The following is a 16,577-nucleotide window of genomic DNA, read 5'->3' as shown; positions in this document are numbered from 1 at the left end:
ATCACTTTTAAAAAGTATGAAAACCAATGGCTGAAAAACGTGTGGTAATTACCGGTATGGGTGTGGTAGCTCCAAATGCCACGAATCTTCCTGATTTTAATGATGCCATTAGAAACGGAAGATGTGGAATTACCCATCACCAGGAATTGGCAGACCTTAATTTCGGTTGCCAGGTGGCCGGCCAGCCCGAAGTGACAGATGAAATCCTTCAGCAATATTTTTCTCCCCTGGAATTACGCGGATTAAATTCAAGTGGAATTTTCTACGGAACCATCGCCGGCACCGATGCCTGGAAAGATGCCGGCTTAAGCTTCAGTGAAAAGGAAAATCCCGATTGGGATAGCGGGATCATTTTTGGAACTGGAATTCTTGGCGTGGACAAATTCAGGGAAGCTATTCAGCTTATTGATGCTGGTAAAACCCGAAGGTTGGGCAGTACCAGCGTTCTACAAACCATGGCCAGCGGACTTAGCGCTTTTCTAGGCGGCAAACTAGGTTGTGGAAACCAGGTTACTACCAATTCTTCAGCGTGCACTACCGGCACAGAAGCTGTTTTAATGGGATATGACAGGATAAAATCGGGTAAGGCAAAACGAATGCTGGTGGGTAGTTGTAATGATCACGGGCCTTATGTTTGGGGCGGATTTGATGCCATGCGCATCTTACCACATAATTTTAATGATGATCCAACATCGGCTTCCCGTCCAATGAGTGCAACAGCCACCGGGTTCGTTCCGGGGAGTGGAGCAGGTGCTTTGGTTCTTGAGGAGTATGAATCGGCAAAAGAACGTGGCGCAAAAATCTATGCCGAAGTTTTAGGCGGGGCCGTGAACAGCGGTGGCCAGCGGGGAGGAGGTAGTATGACTGCTGCCAATAATACAGGAGTCCAACGCTGCATTAAAGAAGCAATAGGTAATTCGGGGATTTCGGCAGGGAAAATTGACGTGATCAACGGCCACTTAACGGCAACCACCAGGGATGCTACTGAAATTGTAAACTGGAAGACCGCTTTAGGAAGTGGAAAAGACAATTTTCCTTATATTAATTCCTTAAAAGGAATGACAGGTCATTGCCTAAGCGCAGCCGGTAGCATAGAATGTGTGGCCAGTGTACTTCAGTTAAAAAACAAATTTATTTTTGGAAATATAAATTGTGACGATCTTCATCCCGACATTCAAGCAATAATTTCACCCGAAAGAGTTCCAATTAAAACAAAAGAGCAGCCCTTTAACATCCTCGCTAAAGCAAGTTTTGGATTTGGGGATGTAAATGCAGTAGTAGTTTTCAAAAAAACAGTAGAAAAATAATCTCAAAATCTTCAGCAATGGAAGAAAAAGACCTGAACGCTCAATTAAAAAATATAGTAGAGCCTTATGCACAAAACAAGGAAGCCTTACTGAAATTCAACGATAGCTCTCATTTTATTCAGGACCTGGAAGTGAATTCGGCTAACCTGGTGGATATCATTCTTGATGTTGAAGATGAATTTGATATTGAGGTAGATAACGATTCCATGGAAGGAATGCTGACTGTGGAGGATGCCAAAAAAATTATCAGGCAAAAATTGCAGGAAAAATGATAGGAAATGATATTGTAGATTTGCAGCTCGCTAAAACTCAAAGCAATTGGAGGCGGCGGGGATATCTTCAGAAAATATTTACAAAAGAAGAACGTCAACAAATTCTGGATTCAGAAAACAGGGATAAAATGATCTGGTTATTCTGGAGCATGAAAGAGGCTGCTTATAAAGCCTGGCAAAGAAAACATAATCTGGCTCCAAAATTTAATCCGTGCAGTTTGGAATGTTTTCTTCAATCTTCAAATTCAAAATCAACTACAGGAAAAGTAATTATAGAGGAAGAGTCAATTTTCACCAAAAGCTTCTTCAATTCAAATTTTATTCATAGTCGCGCCTCTTGCCGGGAAGATGAGAAAATCATTTGGAAGAGCCTATCTTCTAAAGAAGACCTAAGACAATCTTTGCTAAGGGAGTTTGTAGCAACTGCAGGTACTTTTTCAAAGTTTCCCAAGCTAAAAAAAGACAGGAACTTTATTCCCCAATTTTATATCGATGACCAGGCACTTTCTTACAATTTTTCTCTCTCTCACCATGGAAGTTTTTCAGGGTTTGCATTCTCGTTAAATAACTCCTAAACCCTTCTTAAAGGCTTGTTGAAAAAGGGCTGGATTTGTATCTTAATACCACTAATTTAAAATCCCAAGAATTTATGAAGACAGTTGATAAAATGGAGGTGCTTAACAGCCAGTCTGCCGAATTTATTGAAAAGGCGGAACCAGGAAAATTCCACAAACTAATACCAGACACCTTTATTATTAAAGGAGAGAAGATTAACGGGAGTCACAATCAAGGGTATGCGATCAGGCATATTAACCGCCAGGATATTATCCTGATTGATGTAGTTGAAAAATCTACTAAAGATGCGGTGAAAAAACTGGTAACCGATGGATACCGAATTAAGGGAATTTTAATTACCTGTGACGAAATTATGAAGAGCGCATATGCCGATTTGAAAACAATTTCTGAAGATGCCGGAGGTGCTGCTATATTTGCGCATCCCAGGAAGAATTTCAAAGATGACTATAGAACAAAGGATATAACCGCCAGAGAGAATGTCTTGAAGGATTTTGGTCTTAAGGTATTTGATCTTCCCGGTAATGGAGGAGCATCTGTTATTCTTTATTCTGAAATAAACGACGGAATGTTATTTACCGGTGATGATGCTGAAGGTTCACCCTACGATTCAGATCTCAATACTTTTAAGCGTCCTGAAATGAAAAAGAAAAATGACGATTTTGGTCTTGCCGAAAGCTGGAGTGCATTTAGAGAACCGTTCAGTTATTTATTTCCGAGGAAAGGAAAGCCTGGTTTTAACCTGGAAGAAGGCCAGCAAACCGATATTATTAATGCATTAAGCCGAAATAATTAAATTTTTAGTTTCCCGGGGCTGCTATAAAAATAGAGTGATGCCTTTCCCAATTTCTAACAGGATTCAGTTTGGTATTGGTTTTATTTTTCGAGCGGCCCCATTTTCATTATTCTTTACTAGCCCTCTGGTCCTGATCGTCATCTACCAAAGGATGATCGGTTACCCCCAGCCCAACGATCAAAATAATATTTGCTATTGTTCCGTATAGCATAGTTACAATGGCGATCAAACCACCTCCAAGCAAAGCCGCTACGCCAAGGGTTATATAATAAATTGTGGTGTACCAGCTCCCGGGTACTTCCTGGCTTTCGGTAATAGGTATATTCAGAAATAAAAAAGCTATCACTGCTGAAATAATCAGGATAGTATCATATTTAGCGATACTCAACACCTGTCGGTAATGCTCCTTATTTAAACTGGAATTCGCAGCCCGACTAAGGCTTAGAAGGGTTAGCATTAAAGCCAGAATGGTTGATGAACCTAAGATAACAGTATTGCAAAGCATATTGATACCTGAGAGAGAAGATTCCAGCAATACCTTAGCTTCATAACCCGAAAGCCTTCCCAGAACAAATGTACCGGAAGCCATAACAAGAGTAGCCACTGCACCCCCAAAGAGCGCCCGTTTTATGATAACACTCATGATCTAAAGATTGGTTAGAAGATGAAAATAAGGGATTAAGGCAGAATCAAGCCATAAGATATTGTTAAATGGCACCTAATTTAGTAGAAAAATGATATTTTGAAATATAAAATTAACCAACTATGTCACATTTAAATGTTACCCAGAAACTTATAAAAGAACATCTTCTCAAAGGGGAGATGAAACCCGGAACTGAGATAGGCATAAAAATAGATCAGGCCTTGCTTCAGGATGCTACCGGTACCCTGGTTCAATTAGAACTCGAGGCTATGGGACTTCAGAAAGCCCAAACCGAAGTAGCGGTTCAATATGTAGATCACAATCTCTTGCAGACAGATTTTAAAAATGCTGATGATCACGTTTTTTTGCAATCGGCTGCGAGAAAATTTGGATTATGGTATAGCCGGCCGGGGAACGGCGTAAGTCACCCGGTACATATGGAACGATTTGGAAAACCGGGAAAGACCATGGTAGGCTCAGATAGCCATACACCCGCGGCAGGTGCTCTGGGTATGCTTGCCATAGGTACAGGAGGCCTGGATGTAGCCGCCGCAATTGCAGGACAGCCATACTTTGTGAAAATGCCAAAGGTTTGGGGTGTAAAGTTAACCGGTAATCTTCCGGACTGGGTTAGTGCAAAAGACATTATCCTGGAAATGTTACGACGTCACGATGTGAAAGGTGGAGTAGGGAAGGTTGTAGAATATTACGGAGACGGACTTAAAAACTTAAGTGCGATGGATCGCCATGTGATTGCCAATATGGGAGCCGAATTAGGTGCCACTACTACAGTATTTCCGAGCGATGAGGAAACCCGTAGATTTTTAAAATCACAGAACAGAGAAGAAGATTGGAAAGAATTAATAGCCGATGAGGGTTGTGAATATGATCTTCATGAAGAAATTATTTTGGATGAACTTGTTCCTCTAATAGCCAAACCCACAAGTCCGGGGAATGTGGTCCCGGTTAGAGAAGTAGAAGGAAAGGAGATAAGCCAGGTGGTAATAGGTTCTTCGGCTAATCCGGGATTAAGGGATTTCTGGATGGCAGGTGCCATTGTTGATGGGAAAACTGTTAGTGGAGATGTTTCTTTTGATATAAACCCAACTTCAAGACAGGTAATTCAGAATATGATAGATAACCGGGCCTTTGCCAATCTCATAAAAGCAGGAGCGAGATTTCACCAGTCTGGGTGTATGGGATGTATCGGGATGGGACAGGCCCCGGCGTCTAAGACTATAAGTTTAAGGACTATGCCAAGAAATTTCCCCGATAGATCGGGGACTAAGGATGATCAGGTTTACTTATGTAGCCCTGAAACTGCTGCAGCTTCAGCATTAACTGGAAAAATAACCGATCCCCGGGATTTGGAAAAACTTTACAATATGAGCTATCCAAAGTTTAAATATCCCGAATTGGAAATAATTAACACCGAAATGCTCGTAGCACCGCCGGAGGACAATTCAGGTATCGAACTTCAAAAGGGGCCAAATATTAAATCGCTTCCATATATTGAACCAATGCAGGACCACTACAGTGTGCCAGTTTTGTTAAAAATGGGTGATAATATTTCTACCGATGAGATCCTGAAAGCAGGGGCAGATGTTCTACCTTTCAGGAGTAATCTTCCCGAAATCAGTAAATTTTCTTTTACAGTCATTGATGATACTTTTTATGATCGTGCGATGAAATCTAAGGACGAGTACGGCGGTCACATTGTGGTTGCAAAAGATAATTATGCGCAGGGTTCAAGCAGGGAGCATGCTGCTATTGCACCAAAATACCTGGGACAAGTAGCGGTAATAGCCAATTCTTATGCACGAATTGCGTGGCAAAACCTGGTTAATTTTGGAATTTTGCCGCTCGAATTTTTGGATATTAGTGATTACGATAAAATAGAGCAGGGGGATGTTATTACTTTCAAAAATCTTCGTAATGATGTTATATCTCGAAATAATATTAAGGTGATTATTCGTAAACCAAACGGTGATAAAGTAAAGTTTGAAACAAAACATAGTTTGAGTGATCGCCAGATAAACATCCTGGTTAAAGGCGGAATCATTAATGAATTTAAAGAAAGAATTGAAGAGAAGGAATTGGGAGAAGATGAAGCCTTAGACCAAACCTATGAGGATAAAATGAAATAGCAGTTAGTCAAAATAAAAAAGGCCCCGATAATTCAGGGCCTTTTTTAATACATTCAACAACTTAGGTTAATGAGTGCTCATTTTTGCTTTTCTTTTCTGAAGCTGACGATCAATATCCTTAATAGATTCTACCACAGCGGCTTCAAATGAAGTTTCGTTCGATTCTGCAAAGATTTTAGGGCCGGGCATACTTATATTTATATTGCAGATATATCCTTTAGGATCTTCAACTTCATGCTTTTTAAAATGCACTTCAGCACTTATAATAAAATCATATTTATCTTCTAACTTATCAAGCTTTTTCTGGCTGAATTCCTCCAAATCTTCGCTTTTATCCATCTTAACATATTGAAATCTTGCGTCCATAATTCTATTTTTAATTTAGGTTCAAGAAAAATAAATTTCACTAACAATACAAGCATTTCTGGTAGATTTGGCAAAGATTTATGATTGGTATTTATCTATAACTAAATATTTAGTTTGTAATTCAATTATTCCTTGATCTCATTGGTAGTTTGAATAACTACCTGATTAATCTGTGGGATTTTATTTTTAATTTCCAAACGTAGACTTTCCATTGTTTGTTCTGCCTGAAGAAGTTTGATATCATCGGCCAGTTCTATCTCAATGACTGCAAATATGCTTTCAGGACCAAAGTGCATGGTTTGAGGAACAGCCCAATCTTTAATGTTAATGTTTCTTTTCAATATTTTTTCCAGGGAAACCATTACGTCTGGACTGGCACTTTCACCTAAAAGAAGGCCTTTACTTTCACGGGCGAGAAAAGTGGCTACAATTAAAAGAATTAGACCAATAAGGATAGAGGAAGCCCCATCGAAATAGGGGTTCTGAAGTTGTTGGGATAGAAATATACCCAACATTGCAACAAGAAGACCTGCCAGGGCCGCAGTATCTTCAATGATTACCGCAAAAGTCGCAGCATCTTTACTTTTAACAATGCTACTGATAATGTTGGTCTTCTTAGCTCGTGATTTATTAAACGTCTTAAGAGCGAGGTATAAGGCGGTGCCTTCAAAAATGATTGCTACGCCCAGTACCACATAATTCCAGGTAGGATCTACAATTACATGAGGGTCCTGTAAGGCGTGAATGCCTTCATAAATTGCAAAACCGCCACCCAGGGCAAAAATAAGGATGCTTACCACAAAACTCCAGAAATATACTTCCTTACCATAACCAAATGGATGCATTTTATCTGGTTCCTGTTTGGACCGTTTTATACCGAGAAGAAGCAGTAAACCATTTCCGGTATCTACCAGGGAGTGAATACCTTCAGCAAGCATTGCAGAACTTCCTGTGAAAAATGCTGCTGTAAATTTGCTGATTGCTATAAGAGTATTAGCGCCAATGGCACCATAAATTGCGATTTTAGATCCGCCTGCCATAGAAATCAGATTTAATTATAGGTTGATTAATTTCAGTGTGAAATTGAAATTACAATAATTATATATCGCTCACAGGTATTATGCTTAAATTTTGGAAAAATTTAGATATAGAGGATAAGTGCGAAGTTTAAGAGGGGTAAACATTGGAAGTGGTCTCAATTATTCTATTTTACATAATGTAAATTATAGGTCAATTTATGTGATATAGTAAAAGCTGATAATACAGCGTAGATTCTTCCTGATAACGCTCTTTTGGGCCAATCTGGAAGAAATAATCAGCTTTATAAGATCGCTAAGTGATAAAATCTTATTCTTCTACTGCAAAAGCATCTACGGGTTCCTCAAATGCAATAAATAGTACGCAAGGTGAATCTCCGCATTTAGCCGAATGTGGTTTCTGTGCCGGCCCGTAAGCATAAGTGCCTTCTTTTAAGACTTGGGAATCTTCACCTTCGTAAGTAACTTCCAATTCCCCTGAAACCAAAACCATACGCTCCGCTGAAGTATGTTTGTGATTAGGAATTTGGGTATTTGCAGGTACTTTAAAAAAAATATCAGCATTCTTTTTGCCGGGATCCCCGTGTAAGACTGCTATCCCGCAACCGGCTGGCATAAATTCCGGACAAGGTCCCCATTGCAAATTATTATCGGTTTTGGTAATTACAACAGAATCTTCAAATGGTTCCTGAGCAAAGAGCGTTACCGTAGCCAGAAAAGTCAAAGACAACAGTAAAATTTTAGTTTTAAATGATTGAAATAATGTTTTCATGGTTACAGGTTTTTTAAGGAATTAACTTCATTCTAAGTAACTACTACTTAAAACAGTTCAAGTTAATCTTATATGACTTGTTCCCTTATACTGAATTTCCTGTATTTTGAGCCAGTATGGTTGGTTCGCTAAAAAAATATTATGTTATATTCTTTCTTTCTTCCCTCTTAAAAGACTGTTATTCAGCCACTCTATTAGATTACCAGCCCTAAAAGTCGTTACGTCAACAAAAGCACAGTCTAATCTAACGTAACCGAAAGTAATATTTTTCCTCCTGGTAGTGATATTTTGCAAATAAGCCTAACGCGAATCGAGATATAAGTTCTCTACCTTGGTTCTTGCCCAGGGCGTTTTTCGTAAGAATTTTAGACTGGATTTTATAGAAGGATCCTGGGTGAAACACTTAATATTTATTCTCTTTCCCAGTTCTTCCCAGCCATAGCGGTTCACCAGAAATTCCAGAATTTCGGCAAGTTTTACTCCGTGAAGCGGGTTATTTGGCTGGCGGCTTTCCATAATTATATGCAATAGAATTAAAGATAAGTTTATTAAACGTAACGTATTCTTACTTTTTTCTTCTTGAGTTTTGAGTTATTAAGCGAAGCTATAAGTTCTTCAGCTTTTTGCTCAGGTACAGCAACGAATGCACAGTCCTGCTTTAGCTCTATAAGACCAAGTTCCTCTTTTTCAAGCTGTCCCTGTTTCAGGAATAAACCAGCTATATCACCTTTTGAAATCTTATCCTTTCTTCCTCCGGAAATAAATAGAGTAATTTGTTCAGAAAAGGCTTTTGCTGTACTTTCAACCGAAGCACCTCGCTCCCATTTATGCTGATTCGGTATAATAAACTCTGGTAATTTCTCATTTTCACCGTGCAAAACATAAGCAATACCTTCGGAGTTCATCCGGGCGGTTCTTCCATTTCTATGGGTGAACTCCTGATTTTTAAATGGAAGTTGATAATGTATTATAAAATCGATTTCCGGCACATCTATGCCGCGTGCCGCAAGATCGGTAGCGATAATTATTCTGTGACTCCCGTTACGGAATTTAATTAGGGCTCTTTCCCTGTCTTTTTGTTCCATTCCCCCAAAAAAACATGCGTGAGAGATTTTGTTTTTATTCAAAAAATCACTGACTTCTGCGATGCTATCTTTAAAATTACAGAAAACTATTCCGGTAGCTTCCGGGTTTTGATTGATAAGTTTTTTGAGTCCGGGGAGTTTATTACGTCCCGGCACAGCTATCGTTTTGATCTCAAGTTGTGACTCCCCTCCTTCCAGATAATTCAATACTTTTGGTTCCTTAACTCCGGCGAATTTTGGGATTTCAATTTCCTGGGTTGCAGAGGTTAAAATACGTTTTTCCAGGTTGGTTAAACTCTCAATAATCTCACTCATTTCAGTCATAAATCCTACCTCCAGGGATTTATCGAATTCATCCAGAATTAAGGTTTTAATCTCTTCTACGGAAAATGTATTTCTCCTGATATGGTCGGCAACACGACCCGGGGTACCAATGAGAATTGCGGGCGGATGATTTAATTCTGTTTTATCTTTAGCAAATGCGCGACCCCCATAAACGGCATTGGTTTTAAAGCCTGAACCTATTTCCCGTGTTACCTGCTCTATTTGGATGGCAAGTTCCCTTGACGGCACCAAAATGATAGCCTGGACCTGATCAAGGTCAGGATCCAATAATTCTAATAAGGGCAATAAGAAACCAAGGGTTTTTCCGGTTCCGGTAGGAGATAGAAGAACGGTATCTTTTTGTTCCATGATTACCTTATGCGCCTTCTTTTGCATAGGATTAAGTTCAGATATACCGAGCTTGGTCAGGATCTCCTGATGATTCTTTTTTATTCTTTGCATGAAATATATAAAATGGGGATAACCGGAAAGTGCAAAATCCGGCTCCTGGGAGTAACAGGCTGATTAATAGCCTAAAAATAAAGAAGCTTCGGTAAAACAAGCTGTTTAATACCGAAGCCTTAGAATTGAAATTATATCTTTTTGACTTTTACGGCATTCATTCCTTTCATGCCTCTTTCAAGTTCAAAAGAAACTTTGTCATTTTCATCGATATCTTCGAGGGTGCCACTTATATGGACAAAATATTTTTCCTGGGTTTGGGTATCCAAAATGAAACCAAAGCCTTTAGAATGATCAAAAAAGGAAACTTTTCCTTCCCTTTGCGGATCTTCCTCTGGCATATCCTCTTTTTTAGGCACACCAATTTCAATGCTTTCGGCATCTACTTCTACTTTTTGATCAGGATCTGGGGGAGTATCGGTAAGATTTCCATACTGATCTACATAAGCGAATTCAGGACTATCAGAATTAGAAGCTTTGCGTTCAACCTTCTTCTTCTTTTTCTCTTCCCGCTTTTTTAAACGTTTTTTCTCTTTTTCTATTTTATTAAATGTTTGTTGCGATTTTGCCATTCGTTTTAACTACCTATTGATTATTAATTGTTTGAAACTTGTTTTCTTCTCCAAAGCAATTTCCCAGGTAAGGTTTAACCTGAAAGCTGCTTTACGATACAATAGAAATATTATAAGGATTTAAAACCGGAAATACAACTATTGCAACATATTTCTTAGTATGCAAAATTAATGCCTGGCTACAGCTTTTCCTAATTAAAACGTATTTTATACTTATAAAATCAACTCTTCAGGACTTCAGCAGGAAAAAGTTGCTCTAAAACGCGAGAGAAAAGGAGATTATTTTTTCACAGGAACCATATAAACCGGAATTTTCGTTTTTTCCAATACCTGTGCCGCAACAGTTCCCATAATCAGTTTCTCTAAAAAAGAGTGGCTGTGGGTTCCCATAACAATTAAATCTGCTTGCCATTCGTCGGCATAATCCAGGAGCGTCCGCGCTGTATCTCCTTCAGCGAGATGTTTCCCAACTTTTTCGTCATTTAAATGTTCTGCCGCTTTATCTAAATAGTCTTCGGCTACCTGTCGCATTTCTGAGGCTACGTTCAAATCTATTGCCGTTTCGCTATAGCCTTCATATCCCATAAATGGTTGATATTGGATTCCGTAATAAGCCACATCTGACAGGACGTGGACAAGACAAACTTCTGCACCCATTTTTTTGGCTAATTCATAGCCGGCATTTACAACTTCTTCAGAAACGGGATGGTAATCTAAGGCAATGAGTACTTTTTTCATAGCTATGCTTGTTTTGGTTAGCGAATTAAATTTAAGAAGAATATTTTAAATCAATTTCTGTTAAAACCCATTTAAAACCAATTGCTGTTAGATTCCGAAGCCGTAAATTTAAAGGTATTAACCTTTTAAAATAAATAAATCATGAAAACTACAAGAGAATCTGCAAAAGAAAAAAGCCAAAAGGAGCGAATAAATAGTTTGCAAGAACTTTTAGAAAAAAACTATGATGCTGAAAAAGGCTATAAAAAAGTTTTGGAAGAGGCCGATAATGTGAACTTAAAAGAATTTCTTAAGCAACAAGCGGTAATGCGAAATAGGTTTGCTACCGAAATTCATAAAGCCATAAGGGCACTCAATGCAGAACCTAAGGAAAAGGGCAGCGCCACGGCAGATTTGCATCGTACCTGGATAGATCTTAAAACCTTATTCACCAAAAATGATGATGAAGCGGTTCTTGAAGAATGTCTCCGGGGCGAAAAAGCAAGCCTAAAGGAATACGAAGAAAAATTAAAGAAAACAGCCTTTTCTCCTGAAACCAAAGCAATGTTGGAAAAGCATTTACAAGAGATACGCACAACAGTTTCTGAAATCCAACACCTCGAGGATCTGGCCGATTAATCTCTCCTATTTACTTTTGGAAATATCATATTTCTCTTTGTAATATGCAATAATTGGAGGGAAAGGTCCATATTTATGCTGTTCGGGAGAGAAATCATCTGTCCAGGGACCATAGGGAGTTGAGACCGGTTTTAATCTTTTATCAGGGAAATCCTTTTCGGTATTGGCCTTTTGTGGCCTATCGAAACTATTTATATAAGCCGCAATATGATATGCCTCTTCATCTGTTAGCTTTGGGTTATCCCAGGTTGCTTCTTCGAATGGCATATTGCTTTTAATAAATTCGGCGGCGGTAATAACCCGGTGCATACCTGCCCCGTGGTTAAAAGTATCGTCACCCCAAAGTGGTGGGTACAAATATCCTTTTTCAGCTTCTGCCAACCTTTGCCCCTGCCCATCTTCTCCATGACAAACCGCACATTCTTTAGAATATAAATCTTTTCCTACCTGTGGATCGGCTGGAAAATCGGGAAGTTCTATTGGAGGATAACCTTTAAATTCAGCTTTTCTTTCCTCTGGAATCCCTTCACTAACATAATCCATATAAGCAATCATAGCCTTCATTTCCCTGGAATCTTTCGGAAGTTTTTTTCCATTCATACTGCGTTCCATGCAGCCGTTAATCCGGTCTTCAATAGTAGATTCTTTTCCGTCTCTTCCCGAATATTGCGGGAATCTCTCCAGGATTCCTACCCACGAACCAGAGCCAGCCTGAGTCCCATTTTTTAAATGGCAATTTACACAAGCCAGATTATTACCAGCATAGCGCATCTCGGGATGCTCAGCATTTGGCCCTATATATTTAGGTGATTCGGCTAATAATCGATAGCCATATTCTACTTCACGATCTAAAATTTTATATTCCAGATCTTCTTCTACCTTATTCGGCTCCCAATCGGCGGCAGCGATTTTCTCTTTAATAAAAAGTTCGGGGGATTCAACAAAGAGAATAAGTCCTCCAAATAAGAGTACAATAAATACAACAAATCCGAGGAAAATCTTAGAAATAGTCTTAAAAACGTTTAATTTATCCATAATGCAATTGCAAGCCTGTTAATTTAGTGAAGCGCCCGAATATAAAATTATTGCAGAAACCATAGTGTAACAATTGTTACCTATTGTGGTGTACGCCTATTAAAGTTAATAAAAATACAGTTATTTCTGCTTTGGGGTAGCTGTTATTTTTTGACAACAATGAGGCTTGCTTTAGCTCCGGTAAGTAGGTTCCAGACCTTGGTGGTGACAAGTTTTCCGTCTTCATCCAACACCTTTAGTTCAGCGGTGTTGGGTCCAGATGTTCCCTGGTTTAAAGCTTCAAATTCAATATTATTAAAACCGCTTTCCAGTTTCACCAGGATTGGATGATACCCGCCACCCAGAGTAATACTCTGGATTTCCACGCCATTTACGATAATTCTTACTTTATCCCCATCTACATACTCATGATCGCGTGCATACAATTCCACAAATTTTCCACCGGTTGTAAAATCCCCCAGATATTGGTCTTCCTTATAGGAATTTTTAATATCCCGGTCTTTTTTCCATTTCTTTTCTACCACATCCCCGGCAGTAATTAACTCATCATTGGTCTTCCTGAAATCTATTTTTTTAGGATCATCATTTTTAAGGTATTTACTTTCTTCTGGCTCTTCTACTTTCAACAAAGGAAACCCAGATTTTGAATCGGGCTCGGCCTTGAGTAAGCCACCGGTATTTGTAGTCCTGGGGATCTCGATCTGGGCGTAAGTTCCCAATCCAACCAACAACATAACCAAAAGTAATATTCCCGATTTCATATACTTGAATTGAATTTGAGCAATATACATCAAAAATATAGCCAAATTAAGAGATTATGAAATTACAGAGGTTAATTTTAATCTTAATTGGATATTGGATTTCTTATCTTTGCTAAAACACATAAAAAATGCAGGTTCACCACCTTCTGGAACAAAATTCCATCGCATCCAAATTTTTAGCTGAATTAAGGGACGTAAGCATTCAAAAGGATAGGATGCGGTTCAGGAGAAATATTCAACGTTTGGGGGAAATCCTCGGATACGAGTTGAGTAAATCGCTTAATTATAATGTAGCTGAAATAAAAAGTCCTTTGGGACCAGCAACTATGTATCTTCCAGAAAAAGATATTGTGATTTGCAGTATTTTGAGAGCGGGAGTACCATTGCATGAAGGTTTGCTCAACTATTTCGATGAAGCTGAAAATTCTTTTATTTCCGCTTATCGTCACCATCCTTTTGATGATGAAAGATTTGAAATAATAGTGGAGTATCTCGCCTCCCCTTCCCTGGAAGGAAAAACGCTTATTCTCGCAGACCCGATGCTAGCGACTGGCCGATCTTTTGTAAATGTTCTCGATGCTTTAAAGGAAATGGGAACTCCAAAACAAATTCATCTGGTTTCTGTAATTGGTGCCCAAGAAGGGGTGGAATATATCTCTGAAAATTTCCCGGAAAATACGCAATTATGGATTGCAGCTATAGATAAAGAACTAAACGATCATGGCTATATTGTACCTGGCCTTGGCGATGCCGGAGACCTTTGTTATGGAAATAAGGAGCAGCATTAGAATGGATAACCAATCGCAAAATTAAGTACTGGTTCATCCATGGCGTAAATCCAGCGCTCTCCTTTAGCTAAGCCAGGATCATGAAAGGGAACAGCCAAATCAAAACGAATCACAAAATTCTGAATATCTACTCTAAGACCGGCCCCACCGCCAATCCCGAGTTCATTAAGGAAGTCTGAACTAAATTGTCCTCCGGGCAACTGCTCATTAGCTTTGCTATTCCAAACATTTCCGGCATCTACAAACACAGCACCTTTCAGAAAAGAAATTATAGGAAACCTGTATTCGACATTAGCTTCAAGCCGGATGTTTCCCGCTTGGTCAAAAAAGGAGCTTTCATCACTTTCCTCAGGATCATAAGTTCCCGGTCCTAAAGACCGTATTCTAAATGCTCTTACGCTATAAGGGCCTCCAGCGAAATATTGTTTGGTAAAAGGTAAAACTTCAGAATTCCCGTAAGGAATTCCATACCCAGCAAATATCCTGGTTGCTATTTTGTTTTCTCCTTTTATTCTTAGGTGGTATCTTATATCAACATCGGCTTTGGCATATTGTGCATATTCAAGCCCTAAGAAAGTACGTGGCCTGGGGTCATCCTTGTTGGTAATAAGAGCTACACTGTTTCCGGCAATATCAAGGCTTGAATGCATAAAAAACTGGTGCTTTTTCCATTGATCAATATGCCCATTATAGATGAAGGAATAGGTTAAACCTGAAATAAATTCCTGATTAAAGCTATTGCGCAAATAAGGGTTATCATCCAGGATTTTCTCAAACTCCTCGGTAGTATTAGCCAGTCTCAGATAATTCAGGGAGATGGGGTTAAATTCGTGACTAACATAGCGATTGGCATCCCAATAATAACCAAACCTTGTTGAAGCAGAGATCATGCTAAATAACTTACTTCGGTTTAAATAATCGCCGCCCAGGCTTACTTTGGTTTTAGGAATGGAATATCTAAACCAGTTATGATCTATTTTCACCGGAAATAATAAACGCGGAAATATTAGATCTGTCTCAAGGCCAAGTTGGGTGCTGCTCAAACCCCGCTGATCTCCACTGGAAATCTGTTTTTCATAATTGAATTTTCCTGTAACATTGAGGATTTCTCCACCATGGAATAAATTTCGGTTGGTAAACGTGACGGCAAGGCCCGGGCCGGCAAAATTATTGGATTTTGTTACAGCCTGTAATTCGGCTCTTATAGACCTTTTTTTGAGCGGGGATAAATATATATTAGCTTCAAGTTTACCAAGGCTATCTGTGCTTATAGTGTCTTTTTCATTATAGCGAATATTCACGAATTTATAGGCGCCGATAGAACCCAACCTTCTGCCGGTATTACGGGAATCATCCGGATTAAAATATTGCCCCTCCGCTATCAAAATATAAGGTTCAAGATATTTGGGTTTAAAGAATTCAGGTTCCTGAATAAAATTTTTCTCCCCATATCTAATGGTGTCCCGGCGAATAGTATCGGCTCCTACTTCGTAATTGGCATAGACATTTACCTTTTCAATTTGATAAGGAATAGTGGCTTCCTTCGGAACCTTTTTCTTAAGTTTCAGAAAAAGGTTGAATTTTTTGTTGTCGTATTGATTAGTATCTGCTTCAAATATCAAAAAAGAAGGATTGAAGTTATAATAACCCCGGTTTTTTAGATGTTTATCTATTCTTTCCCGCTCAGCTTTCAGGATAGTGAGGTCAAATCTCATTCCTGGTTCAATATAGGTGTCCTCGAGACTTTTCTTAATTTCAGGGTAGATATTCAACGAATCGGCATCCAGCTCAAAGTTTTTCAACCTATAGGGCTGTGATAAATTAACTTTATAGATCGCATTAGCTTTTTTCGCAGTTGAATCCTCTTCAATTAAAGCCCCAATTTCACTGTAGAAAAAACCACGGTTTTCAAGCCGGTTATTAATAAGATCTGAAGTTTGATCTAAATCCACATCTGAAATGTATACCGGCTCCTCTCCTATCTTTTCATTCAGGAATTTATTGATGAATCCCGGCTTTTCTCTTTGCGCTTTGTAATGAAAATACAATCCGGGACGACTTCCCAAAATTTTTGTATTCGGATCTGGGGTTAACACAGCTTCTATTTCTTCCCTGATCCTGTTCTTTGCTTTTATACTGTCTGCTGCTTCCAGCTTAATTTCTGCGCCGGTGTAAAGAAGTTCATCTTCAGGAATAAAACGCTTTACATTACAAGCCTGCACCAGAACTCCTGCAACAACAAGCACAAAAATTTTTAATATGTTTTTTCTGTTAAGCATAT

At 39.0% G+C, this 16,577-nt stretch carries 18 protein-coding genes; 7 read left to right on the top strand and 11 right to left on the bottom strand.

Annotated features, from left to right (window positions below; all coding sequences use genetic code 11):
- The first annotated feature begins 26 nt into the window (after window positions 1-26).
- The 4 genes from BM266_RS05905 (at window position 27) to BM266_RS05890 (ending at window position 2,948) form a co-directional block, all read left to right on the top strand.
- On the top strand, window positions 27-1,307 hold the full coding sequence (locus BM266_RS05905; protein WP_093407097.1) for a beta-ketoacyl-[acyl-carrier-protein] synthase family protein: 1,281 nt from the start codon (window positions 27-29) through the stop codon (window positions 1,305-1,307).
- A gap of 17 nt (window positions 1,308-1,324) precedes the next feature.
- On the top strand, window positions 1,325-1,579 hold the full coding sequence (locus BM266_RS05900) for an acyl carrier protein (protein ID WP_093407096.1): 255 nt from the start codon (window positions 1,325-1,327) through the stop codon (window positions 1,577-1,579).
- Window positions 1,576-2,154, top strand: a complete 579-nt coding sequence (locus tag BM266_RS05895; protein ID WP_093407093.1) for a 4'-phosphopantetheinyl transferase family protein — start codon at window positions 1,576-1,578, stop codon at window positions 2,152-2,154. Before BM266_RS05900 ends, BM266_RS05895 begins: the two co-directional genes overlap by 4 nt.
- A 74-nt stretch (window positions 2,155-2,228) precedes the next feature.
- Window positions 2,229-2,948: a hypothetical protein gene (locus BM266_RS05890; RefSeq protein ID WP_093407091.1), complete on the top strand. Its 720-nt coding sequence runs from the start codon at window positions 2,229-2,231 to the stop codon at window positions 2,946-2,948.
- 106 nt (window positions 2,949-3,054) lie between these two features.
- Here BM266_RS05890 and BM266_RS05885 read toward each other — a convergent pair whose 3' ends face one another.
- The gene (locus BM266_RS05885; protein ID WP_093407088.1) at window positions 3,055-3,591 is read right to left on the bottom strand and encodes a hypothetical protein; all 537 of its coding nucleotides are present in this window, start codon (window positions 3,589-3,591) and stop codon (window positions 3,055-3,057) included.
- 122 nt (window positions 3,592-3,713) lie between these two features.
- Between BM266_RS05885 and BM266_RS05880 the strand changes: the two genes are divergently transcribed.
- Window positions 3,714-5,738, top strand: a complete 2,025-nt coding sequence (locus BM266_RS05880) for an aconitate hydratase (RefSeq protein ID WP_093407086.1) — start codon at window positions 3,714-3,716, stop codon at window positions 5,736-5,738.
- Between the two features lie 66 nt (window positions 5,739-5,804).
- Here the strand turns inward: BM266_RS05880 and hpf are convergent, their stop codons facing one another.
- The 7 genes from hpf to BM266_RS05845 all read right to left on the bottom strand — a co-directional run bounded on the left by hpf (window position 5,805) and on the right by BM266_RS05845 (window position 11,094).
- Window positions 5,805-6,104 carry a ribosome hibernation-promoting factor, HPF/YfiA family gene (gene hpf, locus BM266_RS05875; RefSeq protein ID WP_093407083.1) on the bottom strand — a complete coding sequence of 100 codons (300 nt, stop codon included), beginning with the start codon at window positions 6,102-6,104 and terminating at the stop codon, window positions 5,805-5,807.
- A gap of 125 nt (window positions 6,105-6,229) precedes the next feature.
- The gene (locus tag BM266_RS05870) at window positions 6,230-7,144 is read right to left on the bottom strand and encodes a cation diffusion facilitator family transporter (RefSeq protein WP_093407081.1); all 915 of its coding nucleotides are present in this window, start codon (window positions 7,142-7,144) and stop codon (window positions 6,230-6,232) included.
- Window positions 7,145-7,451: 307 nt separating this feature from the next.
- Window positions 7,452-7,913 carry a cupin domain-containing protein gene (locus tag BM266_RS05865; protein WP_093407078.1) on the bottom strand — a complete coding sequence of 154 codons (462 nt, stop codon included), beginning with the start codon at window positions 7,911-7,913 and terminating at the stop codon, window positions 7,452-7,454.
- A 300-nt stretch (window positions 7,914-8,213) separates the two neighbouring features.
- Window positions 8,214-8,429 carry a VF530 family protein gene (locus BM266_RS05860; protein ID WP_093407075.1) on the bottom strand — a complete coding sequence of 72 codons (216 nt, stop codon included), beginning with the start codon at window positions 8,427-8,429 and terminating at the stop codon, window positions 8,214-8,216.
- A gap of 32 nt (window positions 8,430-8,461) precedes the next feature.
- Entirely contained in the window at window positions 8,462-9,784 is a 1,323-nt protein-coding gene (locus tag BM266_RS05855; RefSeq protein ID WP_093407072.1) for a DEAD/DEAH box helicase, read from the bottom strand.
- 131 nt (window positions 9,785-9,915) lie between these two features.
- Window positions 9,916-10,356 carry a cold-shock protein gene (locus tag BM266_RS05850; protein WP_093407069.1) on the bottom strand — a complete coding sequence of 147 codons (441 nt, stop codon included), beginning with the start codon at window positions 10,354-10,356 and terminating at the stop codon, window positions 9,916-9,918.
- A gap of 279 nt (window positions 10,357-10,635) precedes the next feature.
- Entirely contained in the window at window positions 10,636-11,094 is a 459-nt protein-coding gene (locus tag BM266_RS05845; RefSeq protein WP_093407066.1) for a universal stress protein, read from the bottom strand.
- Window positions 11,095-11,235: 141 nt separating this feature from the next.
- Here BM266_RS05845 and BM266_RS05840 point away from each other — a divergent pair, with 141 nt between their 5' ends.
- Entirely contained in the window at window positions 11,236-11,712 is a 477-nt protein-coding gene (locus BM266_RS05840) for a ferritin-like domain-containing protein (RefSeq protein ID WP_093407064.1), read from the top strand.
- A gap of 6 nt (window positions 11,713-11,718) precedes the next feature.
- Here BM266_RS05840 and BM266_RS05835 read toward each other — a convergent pair whose 3' ends face one another.
- Both BM266_RS05835 and BM266_RS05830 read right to left on the bottom strand, forming a co-directional pair.
- The gene (locus BM266_RS05835; RefSeq protein ID WP_093407061.1) at window positions 11,719-12,747 is read right to left on the bottom strand and encodes a c-type cytochrome; all 1,029 of its coding nucleotides are present in this window, start codon (window positions 12,745-12,747) and stop codon (window positions 11,719-11,721) included.
- Between the two features lie 143 nt (window positions 12,748-12,890).
- A complete protein-coding gene (locus BM266_RS05830) occupies window positions 12,891-13,508 on the bottom strand; it encodes a hypothetical protein (RefSeq protein ID WP_093407218.1) in 618 nt (205 codons plus the stop codon).
- Between the two features lie 128 nt (window positions 13,509-13,636).
- Between BM266_RS05830 and upp the strand changes: the two genes are divergently transcribed.
- Window positions 13,637-14,296 carry a uracil phosphoribosyltransferase gene (upp, locus tag BM266_RS05825; protein WP_093407059.1) on the top strand — a complete coding sequence of 220 codons (660 nt, stop codon included), beginning with the start codon at window positions 13,637-13,639 and terminating at the stop codon, window positions 14,294-14,296.
- On the opposite strand, the gene tamL is transcribed toward upp, so the two are convergent.
- Entirely contained in the window at window positions 14,293-16,575 is a 2,283-nt protein-coding gene (tamL, locus tag BM266_RS05820; RefSeq protein WP_093407057.1) for a translocation and assembly module lipoprotein TamL, read from the bottom strand. The genes upp and tamL overlap by 4 nt on opposite strands.
- Window positions 16,576-16,577 lie beyond the last annotated feature (2 nt).

It is taken from the genome of Salegentibacter flavus, assembly GCF_900115145.1.
Classification (GTDB): domain Bacteria; phylum Bacteroidota; class Bacteroidia; order Flavobacteriales; family Flavobacteriaceae; genus Salegentibacter; species Salegentibacter flavus.
Note: the sequence above shows the minus strand (reverse complement) of the source record. Positions and strands in the feature narration are given on the sequence as shown.